The organism is Paenibacillus sp. GCM10023252 (assembly GCF_042653305.1).
Lineage (GTDB): Bacteria > Bacillota > Bacilli > Paenibacillales > Paenibacillaceae > Pristimantibacillus.
Genome location: NZ_JBHSHW010000021.1, coordinates 80,075 through 96,098 on the forward strand (window position 1 = coordinate 80,075; position 16,024 = coordinate 96,098).

12 protein-coding genes are annotated in these 16,024 nt (G+C 52.8%); 6 read left to right on the forward strand and 6 right to left on the reverse strand.

Features of this window, described 5'->3' with window-relative positions; genetic code table 11:
- Positions 1 to 13: 13 nt before the first annotated feature.
- The 3 genes from ACFO9Q_RS11280 to ACFO9Q_RS11290 form a co-directional block, all read right to left on the reverse strand.
- Positions 14 to 1,093, reverse strand: a complete 1,080-nt coding sequence (locus tag ACFO9Q_RS11280; RefSeq protein ID WP_379181901.1) for a Gfo/Idh/MocA family protein — start codon at positions 1,091 to 1,093, stop codon at positions 14 to 16.
- 300 nt (positions 1,094 to 1,393) lie between these two features.
- A complete protein-coding gene (locus tag ACFO9Q_RS11285; RefSeq protein ID WP_379181903.1) occupies positions 1,394 to 2,551 on the reverse strand; it encodes an amidohydrolase in 1,158 nt (385 codons plus the stop codon).
- 5 nt (positions 2,552 to 2,556) lie between these two features.
- A complete protein-coding gene (locus tag ACFO9Q_RS11290) occupies positions 2,557 to 3,678 on the reverse strand; it encodes an amidohydrolase family protein (protein ID WP_379181905.1) in 1,122 nt (373 codons plus the stop codon).
- A gap of 275 nt (positions 3,679 to 3,953) precedes the next feature.
- Here ACFO9Q_RS11290 and rpoN point away from each other — a divergent pair, with 275 nt between their 5' ends.
- A complete protein-coding gene (gene rpoN / locus ACFO9Q_RS11295) occupies positions 3,954 to 5,252 on the forward strand; it encodes an RNA polymerase factor sigma-54 (protein WP_379181907.1) in 1,299 nt (432 codons plus the stop codon).
- Between the two features lie 246 nt (positions 5,253 to 5,498).
- Here the strand turns inward: rpoN and ACFO9Q_RS11300 are convergent, their stop codons facing one another.
- The 3 genes from ACFO9Q_RS11300 to ACFO9Q_RS11310 form a co-directional block, all read right to left on the reverse strand.
- Positions 5,499 to 6,050: a hypothetical protein gene (locus ACFO9Q_RS11300; protein ID WP_379181909.1), complete on the reverse strand. Its 552-nt coding sequence runs from the start codon at positions 6,048 to 6,050 to the stop codon at positions 5,499 to 5,501.
- A 124-nt stretch (positions 6,051 to 6,174) separates the two neighbouring features.
- Positions 6,175 to 7,377, reverse strand: coding sequence for an ornithine--oxo-acid transaminase (locus tag ACFO9Q_RS11305; RefSeq protein WP_379182737.1), 1,203 nt, complete (start codon positions 7,375 to 7,377; stop codon positions 6,175 to 6,177).
- A gap of 72 nt (positions 7,378 to 7,449) precedes the next feature.
- The gene (locus tag ACFO9Q_RS11310) at positions 7,450 to 9,555 is read right to left on the reverse strand and encodes a sigma-54 interaction domain-containing protein (RefSeq protein WP_379181911.1); all 2,106 of its coding nucleotides are present in this window, start codon (positions 9,553 to 9,555) and stop codon (positions 7,450 to 7,452) included.
- Between the two features lie 256 nt (positions 9,556 to 9,811).
- Here ACFO9Q_RS11310 and ACFO9Q_RS11315 point away from each other — a divergent pair, with 256 nt between their 5' ends.
- From ACFO9Q_RS11315 to ACFO9Q_RS11335, 5 genes are all read left to right on the forward strand, one after another.
- Entirely contained in the window at positions 9,812 to 11,431 is a 1,620-nt protein-coding gene (locus tag ACFO9Q_RS11315) for an ABC transporter substrate-binding protein (RefSeq protein ID WP_379181913.1), read from the forward strand.
- A gap of 89 nt (positions 11,432 to 11,520) precedes the next feature.
- Positions 11,521 to 12,444, forward strand: a complete 924-nt coding sequence (locus ACFO9Q_RS11320; RefSeq protein WP_379181915.1) for an ABC transporter permease — start codon at positions 11,521 to 11,523, stop codon at positions 12,442 to 12,444.
- A 12-nt stretch (positions 12,445 to 12,456) separates the two neighbouring features.
- The gene (locus tag ACFO9Q_RS11325; RefSeq protein ID WP_379181917.1) at positions 12,457 to 14,004 is read left to right on the forward strand and encodes an ABC transporter permease; all 1,548 of its coding nucleotides are present in this window, start codon (positions 12,457 to 12,459) and stop codon (positions 14,002 to 14,004) included.
- Between the two features lie 15 nt (positions 14,005 to 14,019).
- The gene (locus ACFO9Q_RS11330; protein WP_379181920.1) at positions 14,020 to 15,021 is read left to right on the forward strand and encodes an ABC transporter ATP-binding protein; all 1,002 of its coding nucleotides are present in this window, start codon (positions 14,020 to 14,022) and stop codon (positions 15,019 to 15,021) included.
- Positions 15,018 to 16,010, forward strand: a complete 993-nt coding sequence (locus ACFO9Q_RS11335) for an ABC transporter ATP-binding protein (RefSeq protein ID WP_379181922.1) — start codon at positions 15,018 to 15,020, stop codon at positions 16,008 to 16,010. The genes ACFO9Q_RS11330 and ACFO9Q_RS11335 overlap by 4 nt, the downstream gene beginning before the upstream one ends.
- The last annotated feature ends 14 nt before the right edge of the window (positions 16,011 to 16,024 follow it).

A 16,024-nucleotide genomic window follows, 5' to 3' on the forward strand; every position in this document is an offset into this window, starting at 1 on the left:
CCTTGTGCTAGGTCTATAAGTATACAGCCTTGCCAGTACGAGATGACTCGTAGATGGCCTCAAGAATCTGAGACACCACGTAAGCTTGCTCCGGTGTGACGACCGGATCGGTATCCTCGTCTATCGCCTTAATCCAAGCTCTCATCTCCACATCGGGAGCATCCTCGGTTGAACCGCTGTAGAACGCTACGCCGCCTGCGGACAGATCAACTTCAGTCGTATACAGTCTGGAGTTCTTCTCGCCGTTGATGCGCAGGCCGCCCTTCATATCAGCACCTGCTTCAGTTCCGCATAGTGTGCACTTCGCCTCGTCAACCTCTAGGGAGTTAAGCGCCCAGCTTGATTCCAGGACGATGCTTGCGCCATTCTCCATGACGATCATGCCCATCGCGGAATCTTCAACCGTGAACTTCGCTGGATCCCAAGGGCCCCAAGCGTTCGCAGCATTCTCAGTCTGAGACAGCTTGTGGTAGGACGTCCCAAGCACAACCTTCGGCTTGTAGTTATCCATCATCCACAGGGTCAGGTCAAGAGCATGCGTCCCGATATCAATGAGCGGACCGCCGCCTTGCTTCTCCTCGTCGAGGAATACGCCCCATGTCGGAACCGCACGACGCCGGATAGCATGCGCCTTCGCATAATAGACCTCGCCAAGCGCGCCTTCTTCGCACAGCTTCTTCAGATGAAGGCTGTCCGGACGGAAGCGGTTGTTGTAGCCGATCGTCAGCTTCTTGCCCGTGCGCTTAGCCGCTTCAACCATACGCGCTGCATCTGCAGCTGTCTTAGCCATAGGCTTCTCGCACATGACATGCTTGCCCGATTCCAGAGCAGCAATGGCAATGTCCGCATGAGAGTCATTCGGTGTGAGGACATGAATAATATCAATCGTATCGTCCTTCAGCAGCTCGGTATAGTCGGTATACACACGGCTGTCAGCAGCGCCGTACTTCTCAGACGCTTCTGTCGCCTTGTCCTCGATAATATCACAGAAGGCAACCAGTTCGACGTTCTGCAGCTTCTTCAAGCTAGGCATATGCTTGCCGTTGGCAATCCCGCCGCAGCCAATAATTCCAATGCGATAAGTGCGTGACATAATGATGGTTCTCCCCATTCGTATAAGGTAGTGTAAGGGCATACATATTCATTCAACATTACTAATTTAACATAGTTCGGAGGAGGATATTAGTCTAAATTAGAGACTTAACGACTACAATATTACGACATCAAGACATTCGCAGACATTCGTAGTCTGTCATGCGGCTAGTGGCTGCTATCCCCATATTCGGCTTATTATTGAGGGATAGATTGGTGGAACCGGGCTGTCGTCCCTGCTGGACAGGTGCAAAAAAAGGACTAATCTCGATTGCTGAGATTAGCCCGCTTGAATGCTTGCTTATTCGCGCTTGTAGACGACGGAGCCGTTAATCCAAGTGGTGAGCACGCGGGCTCTAGTCCGGAACGGGTGCTCCGACCATAAGACAAGATCGGCATCCTTGCCCGGCTCCAAGGAGCCTACACGGTCGGCTACTCCGCACAGGGTCGCAGGATGAATAGTAATGGCACGTAGTGCGGCAAGCGGGTCCAGCCCATGCTTGACCGCTTCCGCCGCACAGAGAGATAAGTGTTGAATGGGCGTGTAGGGATGGTCGGTAATGATGGAGATTGGAATGCCCAGCTCATGCAGCTGCTTCGGCGTGGACAGATTCATGTTCCTGGTCTCATGCTTGGTCGATGGACCCATGAATGGGCCGAGCGTGACCGGATGTCCAGCGTTCTTCAGCGCGTCAGTCACTCTCAATCCTTCCGTGCAATGCTCAACCGACAGCTGAATATCGAACTCCTTAGCTAGGCGGAGCGCAGTGGCAATGTCATCCGCCCGATGGGCATGGATGCGCAGTGGCATCTGACCTTGGAGCACTTGAATGAACGGAAGATACGGATGCTTGCCTGACGGATACAGCTGCTCGAAGGTAGTTGTTCCCTGCTCTAGCAGCTTCCTCCCCTCGGCGAAAGCATCTCGAATCAGCTGTGCGATAGACATTCGTGAGAAAGGGCCAGTCCCCTTGCGAATGCCGTAAGTCATCTTCGGATTTTCCCCAAGCGCGCACTTCAGACCGCTGTCCTGGCGGATAATCATGTCATCGGCGATTGTTCCGACTGTTTTCAACACGGCCCATACTCCTGCTACCGGATTCGTGCTGCCCGCGCCGCACTGAATGGTCGTTACGCCTGCAGCCCTTGCGTCTTCGAAGGCCGGGTCGAAGGGATTAATTCCGTCAACTGTGCGCATGAGGGGGGTGAAGGGGACCGAGGATTCATTAATATCGGATGTATCTCCAGGTGCCGTGCACATGCCGACATGCGTATGGGCATCGATTAGACCAGGGGTGATGACCCCGCCCTTCGCATCGAGCTTCTCTGCATGAGCAGGGATCTGAAGGTGCGAGCCAATGGCGAGGATACGCCCTTCATCAAGCAGGAGCTCGCCTTGCTCGAATACCTCATTGTTCTCATTGGCTGTATAGATGGCGGCATTATAGATATGCAGCATAGTCGTTATCTCCTCTCTCGTTCGTAGGCGATGCTGCCATTGATAATCGTCATGCTGATCGTGGAGGTCAGCTCTAGCGGCTCGCCGTCCCACAAGAGCAGGTCAGCATCCTTGCCGGTTGTCAGGGAGCCGACGCGATGGTCAATGCCAAGCGTTCTTGCCGTTCCCAGCGTTAATCCGTATAGTGCCTCTGTGAAGGGAAGCCCTTCTCTAATCGCCAGCGAAGCCTCGAGGGCAAGATAGCGAATAGCGGAGGTCGGATGGTCGGATGCGAAGGAGATCGGTATCCCTGCCTCATGCATGCGCACATATGCGGCTGGGTTCACATGCTTCACCTCATCGCGCTGCCGATCAATGAAGTATGGACCTCCAATGACAGGCACACCCGATTCTGCAATAGCCTCGCTGACAAGGTGGCCGTCTGTCGCATGGACGATCACTACCTGGATGCCGAATTCACGCTTCAGCCGCAAGGCAGTCACAATATCATCAGCACGATGGGCGCGAATGAATAGGGGAATGGACCTGTGTTCTTCGAACAAGGCTGACCACAGATCATCGGAATGGTTGGTGCTTGCCGTTCGAAGTCGATCGCGAACGAGGGCAGCTATACCCATGCGGCTAACCGGAGCTCCTGCCAGCTTCATTGCCTTCGGGATCTCTCCGAGGGAGACAGCTGCTCCTAGCAGTGGGAGGAGGGTCATATCCTCTACTGTGGTGCCCGACGGCTTCAGCACAGAGGTCGTGCCGGAGATGATATTCTCCTGCCCTGGCCCGATATGCAAGGCAGTAATGCCGTATTCCCTTGCTTCCTGGAAGCTGGGGTCGAACGGGTTGATTCCATCAAGTACCGATAGGGAAGAGGCATTGCGGGAGAAGCTGATCTCATAGGAGTCGTCGCCTTCCTTGCGGATACCCGTCTCCTTAAGCCCAATACGGCTGTAGCCGTCGATGAAGCCGGGAGTGACCCAAGCGCCTCCAGCATCAATAGCATGACAGCCGTCAGGGAGTTGAATGTCTTGTCCAGCTTTTATGATGATTCCGTTCTCCCAGAGCACAGCGGCTCCTTCGAGAGCGGTCTTCGTCTCACTGTCATATAGTGTCGCATTATAGATAGCGGTTACCATTGTGTTTGAACCTCCTGCACTGTTGATGTTGAATAACTAGCAAGTATTATGCCGGATCGTCGTGTTTACAAAAGCTTATTTAATGGTTGTTAATTGTAAGCGCGTGCAACCATTTAAACCGTTTCCAATCTATTTCTGTTGTAATATAAGCTGACATATCATAGAATTACGGGTATGAAATAGATCATTTGGTGTTTGGGGGAGTTGGCATGGTTTTTGCTTAATCTAACATCATGTAAAGCTGCTGCGATAATAGAGCGAGAGGGATGGTCACCATGCTAACGTTGTCTCAAGAGCAAACTTATAGACTTGCACTTACCCCAGAGCTGCGCCAATCTGTTCATATCTTACACCTGTCGGGCTACGAGCTTATTCGTTACTTAGAGGAACAATCGCAGGAGAATCCGCTGCTTGATATTGAATATCGCAATGACAGCATGGCTGGTGCGAGGAGCACAAGCGGGAAGATGCTGCACTCGGACTATGATCCGATCTGGCGTGCGGCGGTTAGTGAAGAGACGCTTGAGGAATACTTGCTCCAGCAGCTAAGATGTCTGACATTAGAGCCACAGGTGATGCGAGCGGCGTCCTTCCTGGCTGGCAATATAGATGAACAAGGTTATCTGGATATCTCTCTGCAGGAAGCGGGTGACAAGCTGGGGATTGCTTCGCATCTCATGGAGCTGGCCCTTGCCCAATTGCAAGCGCTGGAGCCGGCTGGTGTCGGAGCGAGAGACTTCAAGGAGTGCCTGCTGATTCAGATTCGCAGAGATGAGAATGCTCATCCGCTGGCTGAAGTCATCATTCAACAGCATCTTAGATCGCTTGCCCATGGCAGACTGGCAAGCATTGCTGAAGATATTGGCTGTTCGAAGGTGGAGAAGGTCGCCGCGGCACTGCAATACATTCGTACGTTGAACCCGAAGCCCGGACATTCCTACAGTACAGCAGATCCGCATTATATTATTCCGGATGCGGTTGTGCTGCAGGAGGACGATCGGTATGTCATTCGGATGAATAATCGCTATTTGCCGAAGGTTAGCATTAATTCATTTTATACGAGGTATGCCCAGCTCGACAGCACAGCAGCCTACTTGAAGGAGCGGATGAAGTCTGCTGAATGGATTATGCGCAGTCTTGGGCAACGCGAGCAGACCTTAACTCGAGTCATTGAGTTCATCATTAATAAGCAAGTGGGATTCCTAGTCCATGGCGAGCGAGCGCTTAAGCCGATGAACTTGAAGGAGATCTCAGAGAGTCTGGGCTTGCATGAATCCACCATATCTAGGGCGGTGAGCAATAAGTTCATCAAGATGCCCTCGGGTACCTACGAGCTGAAGTACTTCTTCTCCACCGGGCTGCAGACGGATAATGGAGAGGCGGCATCGGCTACTCGCATTAAGGCTCATATCCGCTCGTTAGTGGAGAAGGAGCCGCGGATGAAGCCGCTATCTGACCAGCGGATCTGCGAGCTGCTGGAAGCGGACGGCGTGCAGATCTCCAGAAGAACCGTAGCTAAGTACCGCGAGGAGCTCAAGATTCTGCCTTCAAGCATGCGCAAGCAGATTGGATGAATGGGGTGGATGGGGAGAGTTGTGGGCTGGAAGGGCTGGAAGGGCTGGAAGGGCCGGTGGGCTGGAAGGGCCGGTGGGCTGGAAGGGCCAGTAGGGCGGGATGAAGCGGTAGGGACCTGATGGACCGGGATGAATCGGGATGGATTGAGATGTATCGGGTGACCTTAGGGTCATCCGGTTTTTTTGTTTTTGAGGGGATTCTGGAGTGATGGTAGGGAGGGCGCGTGCTCACTGCTTGAGCTCCGCTCAAGTTGCAATAGCGCCAGAATCTGGCGCTGCAGCGGCCGGAGGAGGCCGGCCGAGGGCAATAGCGCCAGAATCTGGCGCTGCAGCAGCCGGACGAGGCCGGCTGAGGGCAATAGCGCCAGAATCTGGCGCTGCAGCAGCCGGACGAGGCCGGCCTAGGGCAATAGCGCCAGAATCTGGCGCTGCAGCGGCCGGAAGAGGCCGGCCTAGGGCAATAGCGCCAGGATCTGGCGCTGCAGCAGGCGGACGAGGCCGGCGGAGGGCAATAGCGCCAGAATCTGGCGCTGCAGCAGCCGGACGAGGCCGGCTGAGGGCAATAGCGCCAAAATCTGGCGCTGCAGCGGCCGGATGAGGCCGGCTGAGGGCAATAGCGCCAGAATCTGGCGCTGCAGCAGCCGGATGAGGCCGGCTGAGGGCAATAGCGCCAGAATCTGGCGCTGCAGCGGCCGGATGAGGCCGGCTGAGGGCAATAGCGCCAAAATCTGGCGCTGCAGCGGCCGGAAGAGGCCGGCAGGAGGCAATAGCGCCAGAATCTGGCGCTGCAGCGGCCAAGCCGCCCCTCCGGCCGCGCCGGAAAATCGCCCACAAAACGCCAAAAAAAGAGATAGCACCATTGCTGGCGCTATCTCTGCTCTCGGCTGCTGGCGGCCGAGATTACGATGGCAGTGGAATAGCCTTAGACGGCATCCATTGCAAACACTTGCTTCACCTTCGCAATCGCTGCATCCAGATCCTGCTTCTCAATGATGAGAGGAGGGGCGAAGCGGATGATGTTGTCGTGGGTCTCCTTGCACAGGAGGCCGAGATCCTTAAGTGCCTCGCAATACTTGCGGGCAGAGACGGTCAGCTCCATGCCGATGAACAAGCCTCTGCCTCTAACCTCGCGAATGACAGGGTAGTTAAGCGAGCTAAGCTGCGCCTTGAAGTATTCACCTAGCTCCTTGGAACGCTCAGCCAGCTTCTCTTCTTCAAGGACATCCAGCGAGGCGCTTGCAACTGCGCAGCCGAGAGGATTGCCCCCGAAGGTCGAGCCGTGGGAGCCAGGCTCGAATACGCCGAGTATGGACTCATCCGCCGCTACAGCGGAGATCGGGAACACGCCGCCTCCAAGCGCCTTGCCCATAATGTACATATCCGGCTTGACACCCTCCCAGTCACAAGCGAAGCGCTCGCCGGTCCGTCCGAAGCCGGTCTGAATCTCATCGGCGAGCAGCAGCACATTATGGCTGCGGCACAGCTCTTGCGCCTGCTTAAGGTAGCCATCCTCTGGAATGACAATTCCAGCTTCGCCCTGAATCGGCTCAACGAGGAAGGCTGCTGTATTCGGAGTAATCGCTGCCTCCAGAGCGGCGATATCGCCATAAGGAATAATCTTGAACCCTGGCGTGAAGGGTCCGAAGTCCTCTCTGTACTCTTCGGAGGAAGAGAAGGACGTAATCGTAATCGTGCGACCGTGGAAGTTGCCTTCGCAGACGATGATCTCCGCCTGATTCGCGGGGATTCCCTTGCTCCGGTATCCCCAGCGACGTGCCGCCTTAAGCGCAGTCTCTACAGCTTCGGCGCCTGTATTCATCGGCAGAATCATATTCTTGCCTGTATACGCAGCCAGCTTCTCGTAGAAGTCGCCGAGTGTCTCGTTGTGGAACGCCCGGGACGTCAATGTGACCTTGTCGGCTTGATCCTTGAGAGCCTGAATAATTCTCGGATGACGATGCCCTGCATTAAGGGCGGAATAAGCGCTAAGCATATCCATATAACGGTTGCCCTCTGGATCCGTGACCCAGATTCCTTCCGCCTCGGATATGACGACAGGCAGTGGATGGTAGTTCTTCGCGCCGTATTGCTCGGCCTTGTCAATATACTTCGATGTAAGTCCCATCATGGTAGTCCTCCTTGCGAGCAGCAGCTGACGATTGCTCTATTAATAGGTATGCACCTATCATAGCAATAATCATGCCGGAGCGAGGGGATAACCGGAAGTCATCAGCTTATCAAGTCCCAGCTTCGTCAGCTTAATGCCCGTACGGCCGCGTATGACGAGCAGCATACCGCTCTTCTCCAGAGCATCAACCCGGTGTCTGATCTGCTGTTCCGAGAGCGGCTTGGACAGGACGCTGGAGCACTCAGCAATCTTCTGCCTGCCAATCGGCTCGCCTCGGCGATTGTATTCATACACCTTGTGCAGGATGAACAGCATCTCTTCCTCGTCCGTCACCGCTACCGCTGCTTCCTCATTCTTCGGCTCACCAGCAGCCGCAACATCTGAATCGGACCGATAGACGAGCTCACCTCGCTTCGTTGCCGCACTGCGCTGGAAGAAGCTCTCCTCTGGAATATCATTGAGCGTAATTCGGTCGTTCTCACATACGGCCAGCATATAATCCAGCGTATTCTTGAGCTCGCGAATGTTGCCATACCACTCGTATTGGGTTAGGCGGCGCAGCACCTCGGGAAGGATGCGAATGTGATCTCGTCCGCTCGAGTGGATGAAGTGGCGGATGAGGCCCTCGATATCCTCCTTGCGCGTGCGCAGCTTGGGCAGATGCACGTACAGCACCTTAAGCCGGTGATACAAGTCCTCCCGGAACTTGCCGAGATCAATCATTTTGAGCAGATCCTTATTGGTTGCTGCGATTACTCTTACATTAATAGGGATAATCTTACTGCCGCCGATACGCATAATTTCTTTCTCTTGAAGCACCCTCAGCAGCCGGGCTTGCAGCTTAAGACTAATATCACCAATCTCATCTAGGAAAATCGTCCCCCCATTAGCCTGCTCGAACAGCCCGGTCTTGCCGCCTTTTTTTGCCCCGGTGAAAGCGCCTTCCTCATAGCCGAAGAGCTCGCTCTCAATCAGATCTTCGGACAGTGCGCTGAAGTTGATGGCCAGGAACGTCTGGCTGCCGCGCAGCGATTCATTATGCATGGCGCTGGCGAACAGCTCCTTGCCCGTACCACTCTCCCCTTCAATAAGGACGGTCAAGTCATTACGTGACAGCTTGCGTGCAATGTCCTTCGTCTTCGTCAGGGCAGGGCTGTCGCCAATAATATCATTGAAGGTATACTTGGCGACGAATCCTTTTTTGACCAATTCCCGTCTTAAGGTTCGCTCGATCTTGATCGTCTCATGCACGTCCTTGAAGGTAGCGACGATGGAATTCTCACCCTTGAGGTGAATCCGCTGGACGACGAAGTCGGTCCCGTTCACGGTGAATACTTGATTCGTATCATCGGAGTCATGAAGGATGAAGAGGATGAGCTCCTGATTGCTAATGACGCTGCCGAGCGGCTTCCCGATGGCGAAGCGCGAGGTCACCTTGAGCGCCGATTCCATAATATCGTTGAAGACAGTGACCTTGCCGCTGCCGTCAATGGCTAGGATGCCGTCATTCACGCCGTCGAGCACCTGCTTGAAGTGCTGATTCAGCTGCCCGGTCTCATAGCTCGTATGAGCGAGCTTCTTGCTTAATTCTATGATTTTGCGTATAAAACGCTTGGAAATCTCCAGTCCCTTCTGCTCAGGGAGCTTCAGCTTGCGAATGATTTCCATAATGGTTGTCAGGTCGATGAGCCTCGGTCCAATATTAACCACTTCGGATACGAACTCCGGCACCAGGTCTACTTCTCCAGGCGTGATGGCCAGGGACACCTTTTGCAGGTTTTTTTTGCCTGGATAGTAGGGGATATATTCAATATTATCAATGCCGAGGTCTAGCAGGTTGCCAATGGATTCGGACACCGTCTCCGGGTAGTCATTCACATATAGGGCTCTCGTTCCGCTTGGATAGAACAGCAGCTTATCGATATGCTCGTAGTTGGCGATCCGGTTCGCTACAATAATCTGGCAATCCTTGCCGATGTAGTCCGCGACTTCATCCTCTATGTGCTGGGAGGAGAGAATGACGAGCTTGCGATTAATTTTGGCGGGAATGCCGGGCTCTTCGATGGAATAACTTTCAATGTCTACAAAGTCACCAATAATATCCTGCAGCTGAGCTAGAAGGGTTTTGCGTGTTTCTACAGTTCCAGTTAGTAAGGTTATCGATTGATTAGGCATGGAGAGAGCTCCTTCCGGATCTGGCAAGCAATTGATGGTTGTGATTGGGTGCCAACTATGACCATATAATATCAGAATGTGAGCAAATCTATCAATACTTTTTAGTGAAAGATCGAAGGTAACGGTTACAAAAAAATTAAATGTCAGTTAATCTAACATTGAAAAAAAGTTGGCACAGAAGTTGCTATGAGTAATGAGCAAAGGGATCTGAGCAATTGCGGGGATTTCTTAATATTCAACTTAAGGGGAGATTGGCTTGAGAAACCAAAAGAAATGGCTGTCCACGTTGTTAGTACTGATGCTATCCATCTCAATCCTGGCTGCATGTTCGGGCAAGAACAACAATGCCGGTGAAGGTGCGAATGCATCAAATTCACCAGCACCAACTGTTGAACCGACTGAAGCACCGAAGGCAGAACCACAGCCGCTAGTCGTAGGTATTGAAGCAGAACCGACTTCTCTGAATCCTTACAACTCTACAGATGGCAACTCTACAGGTGTTCAAGGCAGCATGTTCGAAGGACTGCTGAAGCTGGATGTGAACATGAAGATTCAGCCAAGCCTTGCTACCGAATACAAAGTAAGCGACGATGCGAAGTCCATTACGTTCACGCTTCGTGAAGGCGTAACGTTCCACGATGGAGCTAAGCTAACGGCTCAAGGCGTGAAGGATGCGCTGGACTTCGTACGTACAGAAGAGAACCAGCAAGCGCGCAAGAGCTTCTTCTCCTTCGTTGATACGATTACAGTAGCAGACGAGACTCACCTGACAATCACTTCCAAGGATCCTAACTCCGCGATGGCGGCGTACATGACTCACTCGGCTGGCTCCATTATCTCTCCGCTGGAGCTGGAGAAGAAGAAGGCTGATGCGAATTACAACCTTGACCGCAATCCGGTTGGCACAGGCCCTTACAAGTTCGCTGAGTGGAAGAACGGCCAATACGTGAAGGTTGTTCCATTCGATAACTATTGGGACAAGGAACACGCAGCTAAGCTGGCAAGCATTGAATACAAGCCAGTTACCGAAGCATCTACCCGAATCAACATGCTGAAGACCGGCGAGCTTGATATCGTGAAGAATGTTCCTTCTCTAAGCGCTAAGGAGCTTGAGGGAAGTGCTGATCTTGATATTAGCAAGACACCAAGCATGGATGTCTACTATGTAGGACTCAACTTGAAGAATAAGCAGTATAACAAGGAAGTTCGTCAAGCGATCAACTACGCTCTTGACAAGGATCAACTGATTACTCAAGTTGTGAACGGCTATGGCCGCGTTGCGGACTCTGCAATTGCACCTAACGTAGTTGGCTACAAGGCACAGACTCCTTATCCATTCGATGAGGCTAAGGCTAAGGAACTGATGAAGCAAGGCGGCTATGAGAAGGGGTTCGAAGCGACGCTGTGGACACGTAATGAGACAGAATTCGTTGCCATTGCTGAGAACGTATCGATCCAGTTAGCTAAGGTAGGCATTAATGCCAAGGTTGTACCACTAGAGTCCGGTACGATGTTCGACAAGCTGGATGCTGGGAAGGAGACGGATATGTGGATTGGCCGCTGGTCACCAGGAACAGGTGAAGCGGATTGGGGTCTACGTCCGAACTTCCACTCCACACGCGTACCGCCGAACTACAACAACAGCGGATTCTATGTGAACGCTGCAGTTGACAAGCTGCTTGACGATGCACTGGCTACACCAGATGCAGCTAAGGCTCAAGGCTTCTACGATGAGATTCAGAAGACCGTATTCGAAGAAGCAGCATGGGGCTTCCTGTACAGCCCTGAGTCCATTATCGGCAAGAGCAAGAAAGTATCGAATGTTGTCGTAGTCCCTACTGGATACCTTGATCTGAACAATGCTGTAAAAGAATAATAAGCTTAACAGGTGTGGCCCTCAGCAGATGCTGAGGGTCTGCACCTTCCCTTGTATCTTAATCCCCGTTACAGAAAGTAGGGAGTCGGTTGTTCGCATATATTGTAAAACGCGTCTTAGGGATGATTCCGATTCTGCTTCTCGTCTCGATTCTGTCCTTCTTCCTTATTCGGCTTACCCCTTCGGATCCCATTCGAATCATCTATGGGAACGACCTAGATAAGGCCACCTATGAAAAATACAGGCAGCTGGAAGGCTTCGACGATCCGCTGATTGTTCAATACGGTAGATATATGGTTAAAGTGGTGACGGAATTCGACTTCGGCACTTCCTATCGAACGAAGTCGCAGGTTACCGAGCAAATAAGTGAACGCGCAATCTCCACCTTGATTCTAACCTTCGCTGCCATGGCGTGGGCCATCGTAATTGGGCTGCTCGTTGGAATTGTATCCGCGACGAAGCGTAATTCCATCTGGGATCGACTAGGCATGGTCACGACTATAACGGCGTTAAGTGTACCAGAGTTCTGGTTCGGACTTGTGCTCATGCAATTGTTCTCGGTATACCTTGGCTGGCTGCCTTCGGCAGGAGCAGGCACCTGGCAGCATCTCATTATGCCATCGCTGACGCTCGGACTCGGCGTTGCAGCCGTTATTGCAAGGTTCACAAGAGCAAGTGTATTGGAAGTATTGAGAGAAGATTATGTCCGTACAGCTCGTGCTAAGGGGCAGAAGGAAAGCGTCATCATTGGCACGCATGTGCTGCGTAATGCGCTCATTCCGGTCGTCACGATGGCAGGTTTGCAGTTCGGCTTCTTAATCGGCGGGGCAGCTGTCGTAGAGAGCGTTTTTGCCTACCCAGGCCTAGGCGCCTTGCTCATCGATTCTATATCTTCCCGGGATTATCCAGTTGTTCAAGCGTTAATTCTGCTGTTCTCCGTGCAGTTCCTAATCGTGAATCTGCTAGTCGATATTAGCTACGGCCTGCTTAATCCGCAAATTCGTTATGAGTAAAGGAGAAGGAAGATGTCAAACAACTCGAGAGCGTATTCTCCTTTCCGTGCTTTCTTAGCTAAGTTCCTGAAGCAGCGGCTGGCTGTCGTTGCGACTGGCGTCGTCGCCCTGATTGTATTAGTAGGAATCTTCGGACGCTTCTTGACGCCTTACAACCCTGTGCTGCCCGTTACGGATCAATACGAGGAGAAGGGCGTTAAGGTCACCTCACTATCCTCGTGGCTCGTTCCACTGTCTGGACAGCTAAGCGATGGGACTGCGGTTAAGGCTGCTGAGCTGGAAGGGCTGTCCGGCGAGAGTGAACGCAAGGAGATTGCCAAGTCAAGATTAGATCGTGAAGGGCTTCGCATAGGGGCCGTCACCAAGGGTACAACAACGGTTGTTGTACGCAGCGGAGATGTATCCGCCGTTGTAGAGGTTGGAGTATCAACCGAAGAGCGTCATGCTGTGCTGTCTCAACTATCAGCTAAGCCTAAGACCGACTCACTTCAAGCCGGAGAGAAGACCGTCATTGAACTGAACGGTGTCATGACCGATGGCCGTAAGCTTGCTGGAGCAGAAGAGATTGCGTCCGTACTGCCGCAAGCTGCTGAAGATGACAAGAAGTCTACGGACAGCGGGTTCGTCACTTCGGATGCAGCAGCTAAGCATTCAGGCATTACTTATGAATCTACGACTCCTGCTGTTATAGACGTATCCGAGGCAGGGGAGATCAGCGCTCTGAAGCAAGGGAGCGGCCGTGTCATCGTACGGGCGGGCGACGTATCGTCTCTAGTGTTCGTACAGGTTGGAGGTGCTGCGTCAGCGGAGCCTGAACTGACAAGCTTGCAGCTGGAAGAGAGCTATACCCAATTAGAGGACACTTCGAAGCATCAAGCTCCATCCTCTCGTCATCTGCTCGGCACGGATCACGCGAACCGTGATATATTCAGCCGCTTAATTGCAGGGACGCAGCAGACGTTAATCATCGGCTTCGTATCCGTTATTATCGGTGCGACAATCGGCGTTCTGTTCGGTCTGTTGTCCGGTTATTACGGCGGACGATTAGATATGCTTATTACCCGCGGATCAGACATTCTGTTGTCCTTCCCCGGCATGCTTCTTGCCATATTCGTCATTGCGGTGTTAGGCCCTGGTACGATTAACGTAATATGTGCAGTGGCCATCTTCACCGTCCCAATCTTCACGCGTATCGTACGCGGCAGCGTGCTGTCCCTTCGGGAGATGACCTACGTAGAGGCTGCGAGATCCATTGGAGTTCGCAACTCCGTCATCCTGGCCAGACATATCTTCCCTGGCACGGTATCTGTCGTCATCATCTATCTGACGATGCGGGTTGGCAGCGCCATCTTAATTGGGGCAGGCCTCAGCTTCTTGGGTCTTGGAGCTGACGTTACCGCTCCGGAGTGGGGCTCCATGCTGAATGCAGCGAAGAACAACAGCCATGGATTATTTTTCCCATTGCTGTCACCTGGTCTCGCTATTCTAATTACCGTGCTATCCTTCAATATTATGGGCGATGGACTTCGAGATGCGCTCGATCCTAAGCTGAAAGACTAGGGGGCTAAGGCTATCATGACTAACAATGTATTGGAAGTGGAGGAGCTCGTCGTTACGATGTCGAACGGAGGCCGAGACCTGGCTGTCGTGAACGGCATATCGTTCAATATTCGGGCAGGGGAGACGCTTGGCGTAGTCGGTGAATCCGGCTGCGGCAAGAGTGTAACCTCTCTGTCCATTATGCGGCTCATTCCATCACCCCCCGGTAAGATTAAGTCAGGCAAGATCAGATATAACGGTCAGAATCTGCTGGAGCTCAGAGAGAGCGAGATGAGGAAGGTTCGCGGCAACGAGATCTCTATGATCTTCCAAGAGCCGATGACATCGCTTAATCCGGTACTTAAGATTGGCAAGCAGCTCGATGAAGCGATTCTGCTTCATAATGAGGTATCTGACAAGGAAGCCAAGCTGAGATCCATTGAGATGCTTAAGACGGTAGGGATTGCTCGAGCTGAGCAAGTGTATGCATCCTTCCCATTCCAGCTCTCAGGCGGGATGCGTCAGCGGGTTATGATTGCGATGGGTCTCGCATGCAAGCCTAAGCTGCTCATTGCAGATGAGCCGACTACAGCTCTAGACGTCACGATTCAAGCCCAGATTCTAGACTTGATGAAGGATCTGAAGGAGAAGACAGGCACGGCAATCCTCTTCATTACCCATGATCTTGGTGTAGTGGCAGAGATGTGCGACCGCGTCATGGTTATGTATGCGGGTGAGATTGTGGAGGAATCCGACGTGGATACTCTCTTCAACGACCCTAAGCATCCTTATACGAGAGGCTTGCTAGCCTCCATTCCAAGTGTTGAACATAAGCGTGATCGATTATTCTCCATTCCTGGTCAAGTTCCGCCAGCAGGATCTATCGTGCAAGGGTGCCGGTTCGCAGATCGCTGCAGCGAAGTCATGGATATATGCCGCCAGCAGGATCCAGCGCTTATTGTCACGGAAGCCGATCATAGAGTCCGATGCTGGCTGCATCAACCGTCTGGAGCTCAAGCGGAGGTGTCCACATCATGATTGCTGCGAACGAACAGCTGCTGCTCGACGTCCAAGAGCTCAAGGTTCATTTTCCAATACGGACAGGTATTATCCCTAAGGTAACAGGCCACGTCAAGGCCGTAGATGGCGTATCCTTCCAGCTGAATGCGGGAGAGACGCTGGCAATTGTCGGTGAGTCAGGCTGCGGGAAGTCAACGACAGGGCGTGCGGTGCTCCAGCTCATACGTCCAACTGGCGGTGAAGTGCTCTTCCAGGGCGATAATCTGCTCGAGATGTCAGCTAACCAGCTCAGAGCGCAGAGGCAGCATATGCAGATGATCTTCCAGGATCCTTATTCTTCCCTTAATCCTAGGCTGACGGTAGAGAAGATTCTGCTTGAGCCGCTCATGGCGCATGGTGTGGGCAGCAGGCAGGAGCAGCTCACGCGGATAGGCGAAGTGATGGAGCTGTGCGGACTGAACAAGTCGCATCTGAATCGGTATGCCCATGAGTTCTCCGGCGGTCAACGGCAGAGAATCTGCATTGCACGCTCTCTCATGCTTAGCCCTCAGCTCGTCGTTGCGGATGAGCCGGTGTCTGCGCTGGATGTGTCTATTCAGTCTCAGATTCTGAACCTGATGCAGGATCTGCAGCGAGAGCTCGGAGTAGCCTTCTTGTTCATCTCCCATGATCTCGCGGTAGTCCGTCATATTAGTCACCGGGTTGGCGTCATGTATCTAGGCAGGATGGCCGAGCTCGCTCCAGCGGAAGAGCTGTATAACAAGCCTCTGCATCCTTACACACAGTCCCTGCTGTCAGCGATACCAACGTCCAATCCTCGCATTCGCAAAGAAAGAATCGTACTGAAGGGAGATGTTCCTTCTCCTGCAAATCCTCCGATCGGCTGCGCATTCTCGACTCGCTGCCCGCAGGTGATGGACGTCTGCAAGGCTGTTCGTCCAGAGATGATAGAAGCCGAACCAGGCAGATATGTCGCCTGCCACTTATATGAGGGTAAGCAAGGCTAGTCTACGCGGGTAAG

Coding starts and splice junctions, on each gene's coding strand:
- ACFO9Q_RS11280 (WP_379181901.1), bottom strand. CDS start 1,093: ATGTCACGCACTTATCGCATTGGAATTATTGGCTGCGGCGGGATTGCC.
- ACFO9Q_RS11285 (WP_379181903.1), bottom strand. CDS start 2,551: ATGCTGCATATCTATAATGCCGCCATCTATACAGCCAATGAGAACAAT.
- ACFO9Q_RS11290 (WP_379181905.1), bottom strand. CDS start 3,678: ATGGTAACCGCTATCTATAATGCGACACTATATGACAGTGAGACGAAG.
- rpoN (WP_379181907.1), top strand. CDS start 3,954: ATGCTAACGTTGTCTCAAGAGCAAACTTATAGACTTGCACTTACCCCA.
- ACFO9Q_RS11305 (WP_379182737.1), bottom strand. CDS start 7,377: ATGGGACTTACATCGAAGTATATTGACAAGGCCGAGCAATACGGCGCG.
- ACFO9Q_RS11310 (WP_379181911.1), bottom strand. CDS start 9,555: ATGCCTAATCAATCGATAACCTTACTAACTGGAACTGTAGAAACACGC.
- ACFO9Q_RS11325 (WP_379181917.1), top strand. CDS start 12,457: ATGTCAAACAACTCGAGAGCGTATTCTCCTTTCCGTGCTTTCTTAGCT.
- ACFO9Q_RS11330 (WP_379181920.1), top strand. CDS start 14,020: ATGACTAACAATGTATTGGAAGTGGAGGAGCTCGTCGTTACGATGTCG.
- ACFO9Q_RS11335 (WP_379181922.1), top strand. CDS start 15,018: ATGATTGCTGCGAACGAACAGCTGCTGCTCGACGTCCAAGAGCTCAAG.